The 16,459-nt window shown below is 61.0% G+C and carries 18 protein-coding genes; 7 read left to right on the forward strand and 11 right to left on the reverse strand.

From position 1 onward, the window contains the following. Positions 1 to 12: 12 nt before the first annotated feature. Positions 13 to 678: an FKBP-type peptidyl-prolyl cis-trans isomerase gene (locus tag SNL23_RS19120; protein WP_318303117.1), complete on the forward strand. Its 666-nt coding sequence runs from the start codon at positions 13 to 15 to the stop codon at positions 676 to 678. 53 nt (positions 679 to 731) lie between these two features. Here SNL23_RS19120 and SNL23_RS19125 read toward each other — a convergent pair whose 3' ends face one another. From SNL23_RS19125 to SNL23_RS19155, 7 genes are all read right to left on the reverse strand, one after another. Next, positions 732 to 1,190, reverse strand: a complete 459-nt coding sequence (locus SNL23_RS19125) for an Rsd/AlgQ family anti-sigma factor (RefSeq protein WP_076013113.1) — start codon at positions 1,188 to 1,190, stop codon at positions 732 to 734. 206 nt (positions 1,191 to 1,396) lie between these two features. Continuing rightward, complete coding sequence (locus SNL23_RS19130; RefSeq protein ID WP_318303118.1) at positions 1,397 to 1,918, reverse strand: disulfide bond formation protein B; 522 nt, start codon at positions 1,916 to 1,918, stop codon at positions 1,397 to 1,399. Between the two features lie 237 nt (positions 1,919 to 2,155). Then, on the reverse strand, positions 2,156 to 3,397 hold the full coding sequence (locus SNL23_RS19135) for a heme biosynthesis protein HemY (protein ID WP_318303119.1): 1,242 nt from the start codon (positions 3,395 to 3,397) through the stop codon (positions 2,156 to 2,158). 5 nt (positions 3,398 to 3,402) lie between these two features. After that, positions 3,403 to 4,521 carry a uroporphyrinogen-III C-methyltransferase gene (locus SNL23_RS19140; protein ID WP_318303120.1) on the reverse strand — a complete coding sequence of 373 codons (1,119 nt, stop codon included), beginning with the start codon at positions 4,519 to 4,521 and terminating at the stop codon, positions 3,403 to 3,405. An 18-nt stretch (positions 4,522 to 4,539) separates the two neighbouring features. Further along, the gene (locus SNL23_RS19145; protein WP_318303121.1) at positions 4,540 to 5,307 is read right to left on the reverse strand and encodes a uroporphyrinogen-III synthase; all 768 of its coding nucleotides are present in this window, start codon (positions 5,305 to 5,307) and stop codon (positions 4,540 to 4,542) included. Then, on the reverse strand, positions 5,304 to 6,245 hold the full coding sequence (hemC, locus tag SNL23_RS19150) for a hydroxymethylbilane synthase (RefSeq protein WP_003208822.1): 942 nt from the start codon (positions 6,243 to 6,245) through the stop codon (positions 5,304 to 5,306). Before hemC ends, SNL23_RS19145 begins: the two co-directional genes overlap by 4 nt. Positions 6,246 to 6,383: 138 nt before the next feature. Further along, complete coding sequence (locus SNL23_RS19155) at positions 6,384 to 7,130, reverse strand: LytR/AlgR family response regulator transcription factor (RefSeq protein ID WP_017476662.1); 747 nt, start codon at positions 7,128 to 7,130, stop codon at positions 6,384 to 6,386. Between the two features lie 562 nt (positions 7,131 to 7,692). Here SNL23_RS19155 and argH point away from each other — a divergent pair. Next, complete coding sequence (argH, locus tag SNL23_RS19165; protein WP_076013117.1) at positions 7,693 to 9,087, forward strand: argininosuccinate lyase; 1,395 nt, start codon at positions 7,693 to 7,695, stop codon at positions 9,085 to 9,087. Between the two features lie 145 nt (positions 9,088 to 9,232). Here argH and SNL23_RS19170 read toward each other — a convergent pair whose 3' ends face one another. Beyond that, a complete protein-coding gene (locus SNL23_RS19170; protein ID WP_318303123.1) occupies positions 9,233 to 9,892 on the reverse strand; it encodes a glutathione S-transferase family protein in 660 nt (219 codons plus the stop codon). Between the two features lie 125 nt (positions 9,893 to 10,017). Here SNL23_RS19170 and SNL23_RS19175 point away from each other — a divergent pair, with 125 nt between their 5' ends. The 3 genes from SNL23_RS19175 to SNL23_RS19185 all read left to right on the forward strand — a co-directional run bounded on the left by SNL23_RS19175 (position 10,018) and on the right by SNL23_RS19185 (position 13,708). Continuing rightward, entirely contained in the window at positions 10,018 to 10,302 is a 285-nt protein-coding gene (locus SNL23_RS19175) for a hypothetical protein (protein ID WP_076013119.1), read from the forward strand. Between the two features lie 148 nt (positions 10,303 to 10,450). Further along, the gene (locus SNL23_RS19180) at positions 10,451 to 10,699 is read left to right on the forward strand and encodes a TIGR02647 family protein (RefSeq protein ID WP_076013120.1); all 249 of its coding nucleotides are present in this window, start codon (positions 10,451 to 10,453) and stop codon (positions 10,697 to 10,699) included. Between the two features lie 168 nt (positions 10,700 to 10,867). Further along, positions 10,868 to 13,708 carry a class I adenylate cyclase gene (locus tag SNL23_RS19185; RefSeq protein ID WP_167664015.1) on the forward strand — a complete coding sequence of 947 codons (2,841 nt, stop codon included), beginning with the start codon at positions 10,868 to 10,870 and terminating at the stop codon, positions 13,706 to 13,708. Here the strand turns inward: SNL23_RS19185 and rnk are convergent. The 3 genes from rnk to cyaY form a co-directional block, all read right to left on the reverse strand. After that, positions 13,705 to 14,115: a nucleoside diphosphate kinase regulator gene (gene rnk, locus SNL23_RS19190; protein ID WP_017476667.1), complete on the reverse strand. Its 411-nt coding sequence runs from the start codon at positions 14,113 to 14,115 to the stop codon at positions 13,705 to 13,707. The two genes, SNL23_RS19185 and rnk, sit on opposite strands and share 4 nt — an antisense overlap. A 131-nt stretch (positions 14,116 to 14,246) precedes the next feature. Beyond that, positions 14,247 to 14,465 (reverse strand): DUF1289 domain-containing protein, encoded by a 219-nt coding sequence (locus SNL23_RS19195; RefSeq protein ID WP_010168015.1) that lies wholly within the window; start codon positions 14,463 to 14,465, stop codon positions 14,247 to 14,249. Between the two features lie 2 nt (positions 14,466 to 14,467). Then, positions 14,468 to 14,800 carry an iron donor protein CyaY gene (cyaY, locus tag SNL23_RS19200; protein ID WP_076013122.1) on the reverse strand — a complete coding sequence of 111 codons (333 nt, stop codon included), beginning with the start codon at positions 14,798 to 14,800 and terminating at the stop codon, positions 14,468 to 14,470. 239 nt (positions 14,801 to 15,039) lie between these two features. Between cyaY and lptM the strand changes: the two genes are divergently transcribed. Both lptM and lysA read left to right on the forward strand, forming a co-directional pair. After that, positions 15,040 to 15,201, forward strand: a complete 162-nt coding sequence (gene lptM / locus SNL23_RS19205) for an LPS translocon maturation chaperone LptM (protein ID WP_003208801.1) — start codon at positions 15,040 to 15,042, stop codon at positions 15,199 to 15,201. Between the two features lie 9 nt (positions 15,202 to 15,210). Further along, on the forward strand, positions 15,211 to 16,458 hold the full coding sequence (lysA, locus tag SNL23_RS19210; protein ID WP_318303126.1) for a diaminopimelate decarboxylase: 1,248 nt from the start codon (positions 15,211 to 15,213) through the stop codon (positions 16,456 to 16,458). Position 16,459: the final 1 nt, after the last annotated feature.

Here is a 16,459-nt window from a genome sequence, read left to right on the forward strand (position 1 = left end):
TGGAGAACGCCCATGTCGCGTTACCTTTTTTTAGTGTTGGGCCTGGCGCTTTCAGTGGCCAATTCGAGTGAGAAATCCCCGTCCAAAGATGACCACGACCTGGCCTACAGCCTGGGCGCCAGCCTGGGTGAGCGCCTGCGCCAGGAGATGCCGGGCCTGCAACTCGAGGCACTGATCGACGGCCTCAAACAGGCTTACCAGGGCAAGCCGCTGGCGCTGGACGACACACGCATCGAACAGATACTTGCCCAGCACGAAGCGCAAAACGCACCGGACAATCGAGCACCACAAAGTGAAAAGGCTCTGGCTGCCGAGCAACAATTTTTAGCCAGTGAGAAATCCAAAAGTGGTGTGCGCGAATTGGCAGGCGGCATCCTGATGACCGAACTGACCCCTGGCAGCGGAAAAAAACCTGCGGCCGATGATCGCGTGCAAGTGAATTACGTTGGGCGTTTACCCGACGGGACTGTCTTCGACAAAAGCACGCAGCCTCAGTGGTTTCGCCTGGACAGTGTGATCAGCGGCTGGCGAAGCGCGTTGCAACAGATGCCGGTGGGTGCGAAATGGCGTCTGGTGATTCCGTCCGACCAAGCCTATGGGGCTGACGGTGCCGGCGAGTTGATCCCGTCTTACACACCGTTGGTATTTGAGATCGAATTACTCGGCGCGAGTGCCTGAACCCAAACGAAAAACGGTGCGCAATGCGCACCGTTTTTTTGTGTTGCGGCGAGTCAGGCTTTGGCCGCCAACTCTTCCTTGTGAGCATTGTGCAGCACTTCGATCAGACAATCTTCCAGCTCGAAACGCTCATGCAGCAAACCGCCCAACTCTTTGAATTTTTCTGCGACACATTTGCCGGCATCACACAGGTCGTTGAAGGCCAGCAGCTTCTCGGTGATGACATCGATGCGCGGGTAAATCGTTTCTGCCAGGTCCAAGCCACGTTGATCGTCGAAGGCCTCGGCCTCTTTGGTCAACTGCTCGTAGACACCGAAGTGCCCCGCCGAGACGTAGTCCACCAATACACCGCAGAATTCCTGCAACGGCTTGCGGTTCTCGCTCAGCGCTTCGGGCTTGGCACCGAGAGCATCAAAGGACCGAACCAGTTCGTGACGCGCTTTCAACCAACCATCGATCAGTTTGTGCACCCCACCCCAGCGTTCCTGAGCATTCTGACAACTTTCCAACATGATGATCTCTCTTCCCTATAGGGGCGCCGCCCGCTGCCCGCGCAACACTTCAAGGTTAAAGCGGCAACCGGGCAGACGTGCATCGAACAGTCTGTTTCACTAACGCGTGCGGGCCAGATTATGCCCGCACGACTATGGCATCAAGGTACGCAGGAGAGAAAGTTCATACAAGTGTTTAATCCCTTCCTACAACCCGCGGGCACCTGTCAGTGCCGTGCAAGGCCAAAACGCTGACTCAACGCCAACCGCGAGAACTGCGCTACACCAAGGATCAGCATCGCCACGAAGAACAGCAGGCTCCACTCGGGAATACTTAAATCGAACAGCGTCCAGTTGATTTCCACACAGTCAACGCTGCCCTTGAACATCAGGGCCAACGCTTCTCGTATCGACAGGTTTTCGATCATGGATTGAAGGCCGGGCCAACAGGTCGGCAGCTGCTCCGGCGGCGTATTTTGCAGCAGCACCTGGCGTACGGCGGTGATGGCGCCCAGCACGGCACAGCCCATGCTCGCCGCCCAATACACGTAGATCCCGGAACGCTTGGGCCCATGAATCGCCGCCACCAGGTTGATCAGCGTGAAGGCCGCCACAAGAATTCGTTGCACCTGACACAGGAAACAAGGCCGCAACAGCGCGGCATACTCCAGGTAAAAGGACGCGCCCAGCGTCAGCGCACCAGCCAGGAACGCCAGGAGGAACAGGGAGCGTGAGGGGGCCAAAGACATTGTTTATCCGCAACGCAAGAGATAGGTAGTTACGGTAGAGGAAAGGCCTTACCCCTTTCAATACGCGCCAGAGCAGACGATTCCGCGAGAGCGTAGGGATATCCCGTCAGAAGGTGAGCGATTAAACGCCCGTCTGCGTAGGAGTTTACTACAAGCCATATTGCCTACAGCTATTGAGCGCTATTGAAGGGTTGCCCACGAGACAACTCTGAGGCAACCCCTACGCCATTTCCTACCTCAAACCCGTGCCGGCACAGGCAGAGGTGACGCCAGTAGACGCTTGTCCAACAGGCCCAGGCCTTCCTGGAACAACTGGTTGCTGCGCTCGGTGTCGCCCAATTGCGCCAGCAGGCGTGCCAGTTCGGCGCAGGCTTCGGGATTGCGCTGCACCTGCAGGCTGCTTTCCAGGTAGTCCCGCGCCTTGCCCCACAGGCTGTTTTGCAGGCACAGGCGGCCGAGGGTCAGCAACAGGCTGGCATCGCCCGGATGGTCCTTGAGCCAGCCTTCGGCAAACTTCAACTGCTTCGCCGAATCGCTGCCTCGCAGCAAGCCGTAGAGCCTGATCAGATGGCTGTCGTACTCACGCTTGAGCGCACCACGCAGCACCTCTTCAGCCTTGGCATCCGCGCCCAATTGACGCAGTTGCTCGGCGTAGGCCAGCACCAGTTGCGGCTCCTGGCGCTGGGCCGAAGTCAATTGCTGCCACGCCCGCTCAAGGGATTGCTGACCAGCTTCGCCTTGCTCTTCGCGTTGGGCCGCCAAGGTCAGGTTCTCGCCCCATGCACGACGCTCCAGGTCGGCCAGCTCGGCAGGCGGCAGCGCTTTGTCTTTGCGCAGTTCCGGCAATAGCCGAATGACCGAAGACCAATCACCGCGCTGTTGATACAGCCGCTGCAATTGACGCAATACCTGGACGTTATGCGGATGCCGCTCATGCATGGCCTGCAAGGTGACCAGGGCACCCTCGGTGTCACCACGGTCCATCTGCAACTGCGCATGACTCAAGGCCACCGCGAGTTCTGCTTGGGGCTGGCGCTCAAGCGCCCGCTCCAGCAGGCCGTCCGCCTCCTCATAACGGCCCTGTTCGTTGGCCGCGCGGGCAGCGCCGAGGTAGTAGAGCAATGGCTGGCGTTCCGCTTCGGCCGCACGGTGCAAGTGACGCTCGGCACTGGCCCACCGCCCTTCGGCGAGGTCCATCTGACCCTGTTCGATGGCGATCTGAACACGACGACTACGATTGCGCCGCGACCATGGGTTGACCACACCACCGGAAGTCAGCACCAGGCTCAACAGCACCCTGACCAGATAGATCACCAAGCCAATGGCAAACACCGCCACCAGCGTCGACCAAAGTCCGGACTCGTAATGCAGCACATGGGGATAAGTAATCAGCACGTAACCGGTGTGTTTCGAAATGCCCACAGCCAGTGCCAGGGCGATCGCAATCGCCAGCACCAGGATCACATAGAAACGCTTCATCGGCTTTACTCCTGGGTCGCCGGCTTGCCAGCAGAAACCTTGGCTTCTTCGGCAGACAGGTGGCGACGGTCAAGGTAAGCCTGCACGGCGGCCAGGCTTGCGGCCAGGTCCGGCGTTACCACCGAGACAGCCTTGGGCTCGAGCTCGGCAATACGGGCCAGCATGTTTTTGCTTTGCGGGTTGTCTTGATTGAAGTTGTCCTGCAGGACGCTGCGCGCCTCGCCCAAGGATCGGCTATACACTGCCGGCTCGCCGTTGAGCGCCGCCCATTGCGCCTGCTCCAGCGCCAGGCTCAGCGCCAGGCGCACCTGATTCAGACCTTGCCCTGCCAGCAGCGGACGAATGTTGTCATCCGGGTTGAAGTCGATGCGGAAATACCGCGAGATCTGTTCCCACCACTGGCTCCAGCGGCTCTCCGTATCGGCGGTCGGACGGCCCCCATTGGCGGCTTCCGGGAGCTGGTATTCCGGGGCGATGGCCGACAGTTGCACGACCTGATCGCGCAATGCCGCCAGTTGCAGGTACAACCCGGTACGGTCCGGCTGTTCGATATTGAGCAACGCGGCGAGGCTCTTGGCCAACTGCTCACGGGCGGCGTACGAGCCGGGATCACTTTGTTCGCGGAGGATTTCGTCAGCGCCTTGGACCAGCGCTTGGGCACTGTTGATGTCCTGCAAGGCGGAAAGACGCAGGCTGGCCAGGCGGATCAGGTGTTCGGCCTCGGCCAGGCGCCAGTCCTGGCGGCTGGCACCCAACACGGTTTCCAGGCGTTGGCTCAATCGCTGCTGGTCGCCCTGCAATTGCGCCACCAGCCGGCGACGCTCTTCCAGTTCTTCAGCACCCGGCAATTGCCCCAGGCGTGCCGACAGCTGCTGCTGGCTCTGCTTGAGGCTCTGGGATTGGTCGTCCAGGGTCTGCACTTGGCCCAGCTGTTGCTGGCTGCTCGCCTGCAGTGCACGGACCTGCCAGATCCCCCAACCACCGGCGGCAACACCGGCAGCGCCGAGCAACAAGGCCACGATAGCCAGGCCGTTACCACGGCGCGGGGCGGTGGTAACCGGTGTCTCAACAGGCGCATCAAGCGCGGGCTGAGCTTCATCTTTAGGCAAGGCTGTTTCGCTCACGTATCCATCCTTTGCGTATTAGAGAGTGGGAACGGAGAAACTCCGTAACGCCACTAACAAAGCCGCGGCACTGGCGCCACGACAATCCACAACTTCTTGCGCACCAGCGACACGGGCCATCTCGGCGACTCGTGGGCTGGGCACGAACAATGGCAGCTGTGCCACCAGGGGCCAATCCGGGCCGGCCAGGGCTTGCAGGTGTAAAAAACCCTGCCCACTGCTGACCACCACGCCGTTCAAGCGTTCCACGTTTATGCGTTGGATCAGGGTTGCACTGTCGTAATCCGGCAGGAAACGGCGATACAACTCCAGATAGTCGACACTAGCACCTTGCTCGCGCAAACGCTCAGCCAGCAACTCGCGCCCGCCCTCGCCCCGCAGGATCAGCACCCGGGCCCCAGGCCGGGCGATAGCCTCGCGCAAGGCGACCAGTTCAAGCAAGGCTTCACTGTCGTCGCCTTCCTTGGGATAGCTGACATCAAGGCCGTGGTCCGCCAGCACCTGCGCTGTAGCAGCACCGACGCTGAACCATGGCAATGCCGGTGGCTGTGGCCAGTGTTGAGCCAATAACTGCAAACCCAGGCGCGCCGCCGGCTTGCTCACCACGATCACCGCGCAATAACGGTCCAGCTCGCGAAAGATCGCGTGTTGCTCAGGCGTGACGGGCAGCGCTTCGATCTCCAGCAACGGCAGGCTGCTGCTGAAAATACCTTCTTCAGATAACGTCGCGGCCAACGCTGCCGACTCCTCGGCAGGCCGCGTCAGCAGCACACGCCATTGCGTCACTGCGGCCCGGCCTCGCCGTACACCGCTTGCAGAATGGCACCGGCGCCTTTCTCCAGCAGTTCCTCGGCGACTTTGATCCCCAGGCTGGTCGCTTCGCTTTGTGGCCCGCGGATCTCTGCGGTGAGCAGCAACCCACCACTCGGATCGCCCACCAGCCCACGCAGCCAGAGGTTCTCACCTTCAAGCACCGCGTAGCAGGCGATCGGCACTTGGCAGCCACCGTTGAGGTGCTTGTTCAAGGCGCGTTCGGCGGTGACGCGAATCTCTGTGTCCTGGTGATCCAGTGGCTTGAGCAGCGCGTGAATTTCGCTGTCGACGGTGCGGCATTCGATCCCCACGGCGCCCTGCCCGCCAGCCGGCAAACTGTCTTCGACGCTGATGGCCGATGTGATGCGGTCTTCAAAACCGAGGCGGATCAAGCCGGCTGCCGCGAGGATGATCGCGTCATATTCACCGGCGTCGAGCTTGGCCAGGCGGGTATTGACGTTGCCCCGCAGAAAGCGGATTTGCAGGTCTGGGCGGCGGGTCAGCAACTGTGCCTGGCGACGCAGGCTGGAGGTGCCGACGACACTGCCCAGCGGCAGTTCATCAAGAGAGGCGTAGGTATTGGAAACGAAAGCATCGCGCGGGTCTTCGCGCTCGCAGATGCAAAAAAGGCCCAGGCCTTCGGGGAAGTCCATGGGCACATCTTTCATAGAATGCACGGCGATGTCGGCTTCGTTCTCCAGCAGAGCGGTTTCCAGTTCCTTGACGAACAGGCCCTTGCCGCCGATTTTCGACAATGGCGAATCAAGCAGCTTGTCGCCGCGACTGACCATGGGCACCAGGGACACCTTCAGGCCAGGATGAGCCTGCTCAAGACGTGCTTTGACGTACTCGGCCTGCCATAAGGCCAAGGCACTTTTACGGGTGGCGATGCGGATTTCGCGAGAGGACATGGATCAATCCGTACTGAATAGATACGGCAGATAATAACAGCTCAGGCAAATGCGCTTTGATTTGAATCAGCAAGTGCGGGGCCTCCCTGGCCGCGTCGCACCGGGATATGGGCGGTGAAGCTCGCGTCAGCCCTTGGGCTAAAGCTGCTGCATCATCTTGCGCACGCCGGCGACGTGGCGCCGGCTGACGATCAAGGCGTCGCCATTGAGGCCTTTCAGGAACAGCTGAAAGTGCCCAAGCGGCGTGCGCTGCAGACGTTCGATACGCTCGCGTGCCACCAGCGCATTGCGGTGGATGCGCACAAAGCGGTCGCCAAATTCGTCTTCCAGGGCCTTGAGCGGCTCATCGAGCAGCACTTCACCGGCCTCGTGACGCAAGGTCACGTACTTGTGATCGGCGATGAAATAGACCACCTGATCCAGGGGAATCAGTTCGATGCCCTTGCGGGTGCGGGCACTGATATGGCTGCGCGGCCCGTTGCCGCCCTGGGCCGCGGGCTGGGTCAAGGCAGCGAGCTGGACGCGATTGGGACGCTCGGCCTTTTTCAAGGCCCGAAGCAACGCATCGGCATTGATCGGCTTGACCAGGAAGCTGGCGCCACTGGCATCCAGAGCCTCGGAGGAGAACTCATCCTGGGAGGCGCACAGCACCACCGAAGGCGGCGATTCTCGCTCGCTCAGGCGGGCAGCTACCTGCAAGCCATCAAGGCCCGGCATGCGGATGTCGAGTAACACGACGTCCGGCTTGAGGCTGTCAATAAGGGCCAAGGCTTCTTCGCCACTGGTGGCGCTCGGCTCAAGGACACTGTAACCCTCAAGTTCACTGACCAAACGGCTCAGTCGCTCGCGGGCTTGGGGTTCGTCATCAACGATCAGGACATTCATATTGCGCTGGATTCCTGCGTGAGTCTCGCACAAGGATAGCGTAGACAGGTGCGGTGACTTCCGTCACGGCGATCCACGCTAAGACTAGCGCGAGCGGCAAAAAGTGCCCCGAGAGTGGCACCAATATTTACCCGGACCTGTTCAATCGCGCCCAAAGCCTGCTGCCTTTGGGCATCGTCGTAGGGTTTGCTGATACACAATACGAACACCCCCTCTCTAATGGTTAGCCTGGAGTTCGACCTCATCGCCCGGCATTGGTGCAATGCACCGTCTGTCAGCGCGACGCTCTATCAGTGCACTGTAGACGCTCGTGAAGACGATATTGCTCAATCGTCAAATATCGTTTCAATAAACACGCTTTGTTTACCCAAGACCGCAAGTTTTAAACCCCCGTTCGGTCCTGGCTCCAGTCTCGTCCTGCGCGAGTCCGGCGGCAAGGCACTTAGCCATCTTGGAAACAAATAAAAATGCCGCGCCCCCGCATCCTCGCCTCCGGGGGCAACCCTGTTATTATCGGCGCCACACTTTCATGCCCTCTTTCCAGCAGATCACGAGCGAATCCATGAGCACCGACAAGACCAACCAGTCCTGGGGCGGCCGCTTCAGTGAACCCGTCGACGCCTTCGTCGCGCGCTTCACCGCCTCCGTCACCTTCGACCAGCGCCTCTACCGCCACGACATCATGGGCTCGATCGCCCACGCCACGATGCTGGCCAAGGTCGGCGTACTGACCGACGCCGAGCGCGACAGCATCATCGACGGCCTGACCACCATCCGTGGTGAGATCGAAGCTGGCACCTTCGACTGGCGCGTCGACCTGGAAGACGTGCACATGAACATCGAAGCCCGCCTCACCGACCGCATCGGCGTGACCGGCAAGAAACTGCACACCGGTCGCAGCCGTAACGACCAGGTGGCCACCGACATCCGCCTGTGGCTGCGGGACGAGATCGACCTGATCCTGGCCGAAATCACCCGCCTGCAAAAAGGCCTGCTGGAGCAGGCAGAGCGTGAGTCCGGTACCATCATGCCCGGCTTCACCCACCTGCAAACCGCCCAGCCTGTGACCTTCGGCCACCACCTGCTGGCCTGGTTCGAAATGCTCAGCCGCGACTACGAGCGCCTGGTGGACTGCCGCAAGCGTGCCAACCGCATGCCTCTGGGCAGCGCCGCACTGGCTGGCACCACCTACCCGATCGACCGCGAATACACCGCGCAGCTCCTGGGTTTCGACGCGGTGGGTGGTAACTCCCTGGACGGCGTGTCGGACCGTGACTTCGCCATCGAATTCTGCGCCGCGGCCAGCATCGCGATGATGCACTTGTCGCGTTTCTCCGAAGAGCTGGTGCTGTGGACCAGTGCGCAATTCCAGTTCATCGACCTGCCGGACCGCTTCTGCACCGGCAGCTCGATCATGCCGCAAAAGAAAAACCCCGACGTGCCTGAGCTGGTGCGTGGCAAAAGCGGCCGTGTATTCGGCGCACTGATGGGCCTGTTGACCCTGATGAAAGGCCAGCCGCTGGCTTACAACAAGGACAACCAGGAAGACAAGGAGCCGCTGTTCGACGCCGCCGATACCCTGCGCGACTCGCTGCGGGCCTTTGCCGACATGATCCCCGCGATCAAGCCCAAGCACGCCATCATGCGTGAAGCGGCCCTGCGTGGTTTCTCCACCGCCACCGACCTGGCCGACTACCTGGTACGCCGTGGGCTGCCGTTCCGTGACTGCCACGAAATCGTCGGGCATGCCGTGAAATACGGTGTGGACACCGGCAAGGACCTGGCGGAAATGAGCCTGGAAGAGCTGCGTAAGTTCAGCGACCAGATCGAGCAGGACGTGTTTGCGGTACTGACCCTGGAAGGCTCGGTGAATGCCCGTAACCATATCGGCGGGACTGCGCCGGCGCAGGTGAAGGCTGCCGTGGTTCGCGGCCAGGAACTGCTCGCCAGCCGCTAACCCAAAGGTAAGTACCCCGGCAAATAGGGGCGAACACTGAACCTGTGGCGAGGGAGCTTGCTCCCGCTGGACTGCGCAGCAGTCCCATTTTTGGGGCCGCTTCGCTGCCCAACGGGAGCAAGCTCCCTCGCCACAAAAGCAGTCTTTATTTCTTGGCGGCAATCATCGCCATAAACGCCGGCATCGCCGCTTCCTTGTCCGCCGCTACCCGCCGGGCATTCGGCAACGCCTGCAAGCGCTCCAGCAACGCCCTGGCCTTCGGCAACTCAGCCAACAGGTCCAGCCCAAACAGCTTCCCAACCACGGCACACGCCAGGTCCACGCTGTACACAAAGTACAAATCCGCAATCGTGAAACTGTCCCCCGCCACATACGGCGCGAACTTCCCGTGCCGCCCCAACGATGCGATCCCCAGCAATAACTCCGCCTTGGACTTCTCCTTGATCGCCTCCGGCACCGGCATCCCGAAAAACGCCTCGGCAAAAGACGCCCGGGCCGGCAGCTCGATGTACAGCTCGATTTCCCTGCACAACGCCAGCACCTGGGCCCGCTGAAACGGATCGCTGGGCAGCAGCGATCGACCGCCCTGGGTCTGTTCGATGTATTCGAGGATCACGCTGGTTTCGTTGATAAAGCCTTGTTCGACACCCAACACCGGCACCTTGCCCCGCGGGCTCACGGCCAATGCTTCAGGGGTCTGGCCTGCGTAGAACGGCACCTCTTCGAAGGGCAGCCCTTTCTCCAGCAGCGCCAGTTTGACCATGTTGTAGTAGTTGCTGACCGAAAATCCATAAAGCTTGAGCATCACAAAGCCTCCAGGCCGTGTACGGGGTTGGCAGCAGTGGTTATAGAACGGGATGCCACGCCTGACCAGCAGCATCAGCCGAGTGAATGGGGGTAGACTGGCGCCCTTTCCTTCAGGAGCCTGCCATGAGCGAGCCAACCGATATCGACAACGACGAAGAAGAGTTCGCCGAGACCACCTTGATTGAAGCGATCGAAAACCAGCTCGAAAGCGACAACCCGCCCGCCGCCAAGGCCACGTTCAACAAGCTGACCCTGGTGGGCTACGAGCGCGAAGACATCCTGCAAATGATGGCCCACGTACTCGCCATCGAAATCGACGCCTTGCTCGAAGAAGACCGCGCCTTCAATACCGAATGGTATGAAACTGCCTTGCGCGCCCTGCCAGAGCTACCGCCCGAGAAGCAATAAGCCCGACACCGCGCTGGCCAGCAAGCGCTTGCTGGCCACAATCCTGCCCCACATCAACACTGCATGAGTTCCGACTGGACAGCTCGCCAAAGTGCGTTCACCTTATGGCTGCTAACGTCTAAAAATTCCTAGAAAGTCTGGAGTCCTTATGTCGTATACCCCTGAGTTGGTTGCCGAACTGGAAATCCTTGCACTCTTCAACCTGGGCAGCTCCCAGGAAGGTCTGAAAGTTCATCAGACTGCCGCTCCTACTGCCATTGCCGCTGCCCGGCGCCTGTTTGATAAAGACCTGATCGACCAGCCAGATGGTGGCTACCTCACCAGCCTTGGCCGGGATGCTGCCGAACACGCACAAAGCCTGCTGATTATCCTGACGACCAGCAAAGAAGCCGCCTGACACCTCGTATCGCCCACGGGATCCTCTTTTCACGGATTCCGCGGGCATTTCTGCGCCCGGGATAAAATTCTGGCGCCAAAAACAAAATCCCGCTAAACCTCCTACGCTACTGGCTGTAAACTCCTACACGGCCGCCCATGTCGGGCCCTGCGAGCCACCGAGTTCGACATGACCCGCACCCACGAAATCCGCCCCGACCTGGACGAAGGCATCGACCGCAAGGTGCTGACCCAGTTGCGCGCGCGGTTTCTGGCCCTGAACGAGGGCCGCATGGCCCGGGCCGTCGAAGGGCTGACGCCACGCCAGCAAAGCGTACTGACGCTGCTGCCGCTGTTCTTTCACGTCAACCATCCGCTGCTGCCGGGCTATGTGTCGGGCAGCACGCCGGCCGGCCTGTCGAATTTTGAACCCGACGCACAAGCCTTGGCCGAGGCTCAGCGCCTGACCCGCACGTTTTCCTACAAGCCCCGACACGGCAACCCACCGCGGCCGATTCATGGCCTGTTTCTGATGGGCAGCCTCGGCACGCTGGCCCAGGCCGATCAAAGTGATATGGACGTGTGGGTCTGCCACGCTGCCGATCTCAGTGAGAACGAGCTGGCCGAGCTACGCAAAAAATGCCAGTTGCTGGAAACCTGGGCCTTGAGCATGGGCGCCGAGGCGCATTTTTTCCTGATCGAGCCCACGCGGTTTATCCAGGGCGAGCGTGACACCCAGCTCAGCTCCGAAGACTGCGGCACCAGCCAACATTACCTGCTGCTGGACGAGTTCTACCGCACCGCCATCTGGCTGGCCGGGCGCACGCCGATCTGGTGGCTGGTGCCGGTGTATGAAGAAACCCGCTATGCAGAATTCACCCACGCGCTGATCTCCAAGCGCTTTATCCGCGCCGATGAAACCCTCGACCTGGGCCATCTGGCTCACATCCCACCGGGTGAATTTATCGGCGCCGGCCTGTGGCAATTGTTCAAGGGCATCGAATCGCCCTACAAGTCGGTACTCAAACTCCTGCTGACCGAGGTCTACGCCAGCGAACACCCGAAGGTGCAGTGCCTGAGCTTGCGCTTCAAACGCGCGGTGTTTGCCAACCAGATGGACCTCGACGAGTTGGACCCGTACATCGTGGTCTACCGCCGCATCGAGGAATACCTCAAGGCCCGCAACGAGCCGGAGCGCCTGGAACTGGTGCGGCGCGCCCTGTACCTGAAGGTCAACCGCAAACTCACGGCCGGCCAACGCACCGACCGCTGGCAACGCTTGCTACTGGAGCGCCTGGCCCGTGAATGGGGCTGGGACCAGCGCCAACTGGCCCTGCTGGACAGCCGCAGCCAATGGAAAGTCCGCCAGGTGGCTTCCGAGCGCCGGGCGCTGGTGAACGAGCTTAACTACAGCTATCGCTTCCTGACCCAGTTTGCCCGCACCGAACAGACCGTCAGCCTGATCAACAAGCGCGACCTCAATGTGCTCGGCCGGCGCCTGTACGCCGCTTTTGAGCGCAAGGCCGGCAAGGTCGAGTTCATCAACCCCGGCATTGCGCCCGATCTTGCCGAAGACACCCTGACCCTGGTGCAGTCGCCCAACCGCAAAGAGCCGGGCCAGCATCATTGGGGCCTGTACAACGGCAGCCTGACCGCCCTGGAATGGGAGCACTTCGCGCCGATCAAGCGCAGCCGCGACCTGCTGGAAATGCTCACCTGGTGCCACCGCAACGGCGTGATCGACAGCAGCACCCGCCTGGCTTTGCACCCCGGCAGCAGCGACATGACCGAATTCGAGCTGTTCAACCTGCTGGGCGGCCTGCAACAGACCGTCGTCCTGCCCTTGGCCAGCGTCGATGAAGAACGCCTGTTGCGCTCGGCGGTGCCCGAGGAAGTGCTGCTGTTGATCAACGTCGGCGTCGACCCGCTCAAGCACCACCGCGACCTGAATATTTTGATGACCACCGAGCGCACCGACTCCCTGAGTTATGCGGGCGTGCGGGAAAACCTGGTGCTGACCCTGGACCAGGTCATCCTCAACAGCTGGAACGAGGTGATGGTCAGCCGCTACGACGGCCCCCACGCGCTGCTCGACTGCCTGCGCGACTACCTCAATCAACTGCCGGCCAATCATTTGCCGAGATTGCGCGTGCGCTGCTTCTGCCACAACCGCGCGCAATTCATTGCCCAGCGCGTGGAAGAGATCTTCGACACCGCGCAAAACCTGCTGCTCAGCCAGGAAAACCATCGCTACCTGGTGCAGGTACAACAGCACTACCACGTGATGGAGTTGACGCCCGGCCAAGCCAACCATGTGTCACTGGCGACCCAGGACGCGTTGATCGCCTACCTCAGCGAAGAGCTGGCCAGCTACAGCCCGCTGCACCTGGACAGCATGGCCCTCGAAGACCACGACCTGGCGCTGTTGCTGCCGATGGGCCTGCCCGACTGCGTGCAGGTGTTCTACCGGATCAACGAAGGGGTTGCCGAGCTGTACGTGCTGGATGAATTCAACGCGCTCTGGCAGCAGCGCCTGCCGTTTCACGACGAGCAAAGCCTGTTGGTGCCGCTGCAACGCTTCCTGCAGTCGATCATTTATCGCCGTGACGCGCTGCTGCCGCTGGACCCGCAACAACCCCTTGGCGCGGTGCAAATCCTGTATTACCAGCTGTTGCCGTCTGGCACCGGCCGGGCACGCAGGGCCGAACCGCGCCCTGCGCCGCAAACCCCGGCCAATAAACCGTTCTACGACGTGCAGGCGATTATCGGCAAGGCAGCGCCGGGCCAGGTGGGGATCACCTTGTACTGCAATCAACGGGAGTTTTCCGAGCTGGAATTTGGCGACCAACTGTTTGCGGTGGTCGCCCAGCAAATCGTCGGGCAACGCCGGGAGGCCGAGCGCTACCGCTGCTACATCACCGATCTGGACCTGTCCGGCCTGCTCGGTGATGTTCAAAGCCCGAGCAATCTGTACCTGCGCTACAAGGCTGATCTGGAACTGGCGCTCAATGAGGCGCTGAACCAGGTTTAGAGAGGAAAGGCGCCACCGTCTTTCGGCTGGCCTTCGACGCCGAGCAATTCAAGCTTCAGAGTCTTGCCACCCGGTGCTGGCCAGTCGATGTGCTGGCCGACTTGCAGGCCCAGCAATGCACTGCCCACTGGAGCCAGGATCGAGATTTTGCCTTCGTCGGCGTTCGCGTCCTTGGGGTAGACCAGGGTCAGGTGATAGTCCTTGCCACTGCCTTGTTCGCGGCAATGCACACTGGAGTTCATGGTCACGACCGTTGCAGGCACTTCATCGTGGCCAACCACTTCTTCGGCGCGGTCGAGTTCGTGTTGCAGGGCTTCAACGCCCGGCGATGCCTCGCCGACACGGTCGATCAGTTGCTCAAGACGCTGCACGTCAAGACGGGTGAGGATGATGGAAGGTGCGGTCATGATTCAGGCAGACTCCTTTTTTCTGCACAAAAAAGCAAAACCCCGCCAGGAAAAGGCGGGGTTCTCACGGACCTCGATGAGTTGAGGTGTATCCGGACACTACCACAGCACAATAAATAAACAAGACGGCCTCAGGCGCAGGCCTTGCGCTGCTCGGCCTGGGCGACGATCACGCGGCGCCGCGCATCATCGGCGGAGCGCCATTCGCGGATGTCTTCCACATGGCGGAAGCAGCCGAGGCAGACTTTGTGCTCATCCAGCCGACATAAGCTGATACAAGGTGACGGCACCGCCGGGCTGACATTGCTGAACAGCGGCTTGGGCGGGCGTACGGGTGCGGGCTGCGTCACGATCAGATCTCGTCGAAGTCCAGCTCGGCGCCGGTATATTCATGGACCAGGCGCGTGAGCATCTCGCCCAACAACTCTTCGCTCTTGTCGCACTGCCATTTGCCGCTTTCTTCGTCGTAGTCGAAGTGAACGCCACCGGAACGCGCAGCCAGCCACAGCTGACGCAGCGGTTCCTGGCGACTGAAGATCAGTTGCTGGCCGCTCTCGAACTTGACGGTCAGCACACCGGCCGAGTTCTCCAGGTCCACATCCAGACCGCTGTCGTCGAAAATATCCTCCAGCGCTTGCTGGGTCGAATCCACCAGGTCGTGAAAACGGGCTTCGGTCAAACTCATTGTGGGAACCTCGAAAAGTGTCTGGTCTCGCTCAAGCGCCGCACAATACGGACGCGCCATCATGATTGCAAAGGATACCGATTTCATTACCCGCAGCCGCGTGAATTATCCCTGATTAGCGTAAGCGCAATCGCGACAAACTCGGCAAAGCCCCGCCGGACGGGTATTTCGGCACATAGGCAATCCGGCGGGTGGTCGGTATACTCGGGCGCAATTAATGCATATTCAAGGATTTCGCCATGAAGCGCCTGATCTCTTCCCTTGCTGCGCTCGTCGCGGTCGCTTGCCTCGTTAGTGCCTGTGGTCAAAAAGGCCCGCTGTATCTGCCCGATGACAGCAAAGACCCGAATGAACAGGCGCAATCGTCGCAAACCAAAGCGCACAAGCACGACACCTACTAAGGGAACATCATGGACGCTTTTAACTACCGGGACGGCGAGCTGTTCGCGGAAGGTGTCGCGCTGTCCGCCATTGCCGAGCGCTTTGGTACCCCGACGTACGTGTACTCCCGTGCCCACATCGAAGCGCAATACCGCTCCTTTGCCGACGCGCTGGAAGGCACGCCAAGCCTGGTGTGCTACGCGGTAAAAGCCAACTCCAACCTGGGCGTACTGAATGTCCTGGCGCGCCTGGGCGCCGGTTTCGACATCGTGTCCCGTGGTGAGCTTGAGCGTGTGCTGGCGGCGGGTGGCAAGGCTGACAAGATCGTGTTCTCCGGCGTCGGCAAGAGCCGCGAAGACATGCGCCGGGCCCTGGAAGTAGGCGTGCACTGCTTCAACGTTGAATCCACCGACGAGCTGGAGCGCCTGCAAGGGGTGGCCGCCGAGATGGGCGTACGCGCGCCGATCTCCCTGCGGGTCAACCCGGACGTAGATGCCGGCACTCATCCGTACATTTCCACCGGTCTCAAAGAGAACAAGTTCGGCATCGCCATTGCCGACGCCGAGGACGTGTACATCCGCGCCGCCCAACTGCCGAACCTGGAAGTATTGGGCGTCGACTGCCATATCGGCTCGCAACTGACCAGCCTGCCACCGTTCCTCGACGCCCTCGACCGCCTGCTGGCGTTGATCGACCGTCTCGGCGAATGCGGCATCTACCTGCACCACATCGACCTCGGTGGCGGCGTGGGCGTGCGTTATCGCGATGAAGAGCCGCCGCTGGTTTGCGACTACATCAAGGCCGTGCGCGAGCGCACCGAAGGCCGCGACCTGACGCTGATGTTCGAGCCGGGCCGCTACGTTGTCGCCAATGCCGGCGTGCTGCTGACCCAGGTCGAGTACCTCAAGCACACCGAACACAAGGATTTCGCCATCGTTGACGCGGCGATGAACGACCTGATCCGCCCGGCGCTGTACCAGGCCTGGATGGATGTGACGGCCGTCAAGCCACGCGCGGGCGAAGGCCGCACCTACGACGTGGTCGGTCCGATCTGCGAGACCGGCGACTTCCTGGCCAAGGAGCGTCAGCTGGCCCTCGAAGAAGGCGACCTGCTGGCGGTGCATTCGGCCGGTGCCTACGGGTTTGTCATGAGCTCCAACTACAACACCCGCGGACGTACCGCCGAGGTGCTGGTGGACGGTGATCAAGCGTTTGAAGTGCGTCGCCGCGAGACGGTAGCCGAGTTGTTTGCTGGCGAAAGCCTGCTGCCGGAGTAAG

The sequence above is a fragment of the Pseudomonas sp. SED1 genome (assembly GCF_034044025.1).
Taxonomy (GTDB): domain Bacteria; phylum Pseudomonadota; class Gammaproteobacteria; order Pseudomonadales; family Pseudomonadaceae; genus Aquipseudomonas.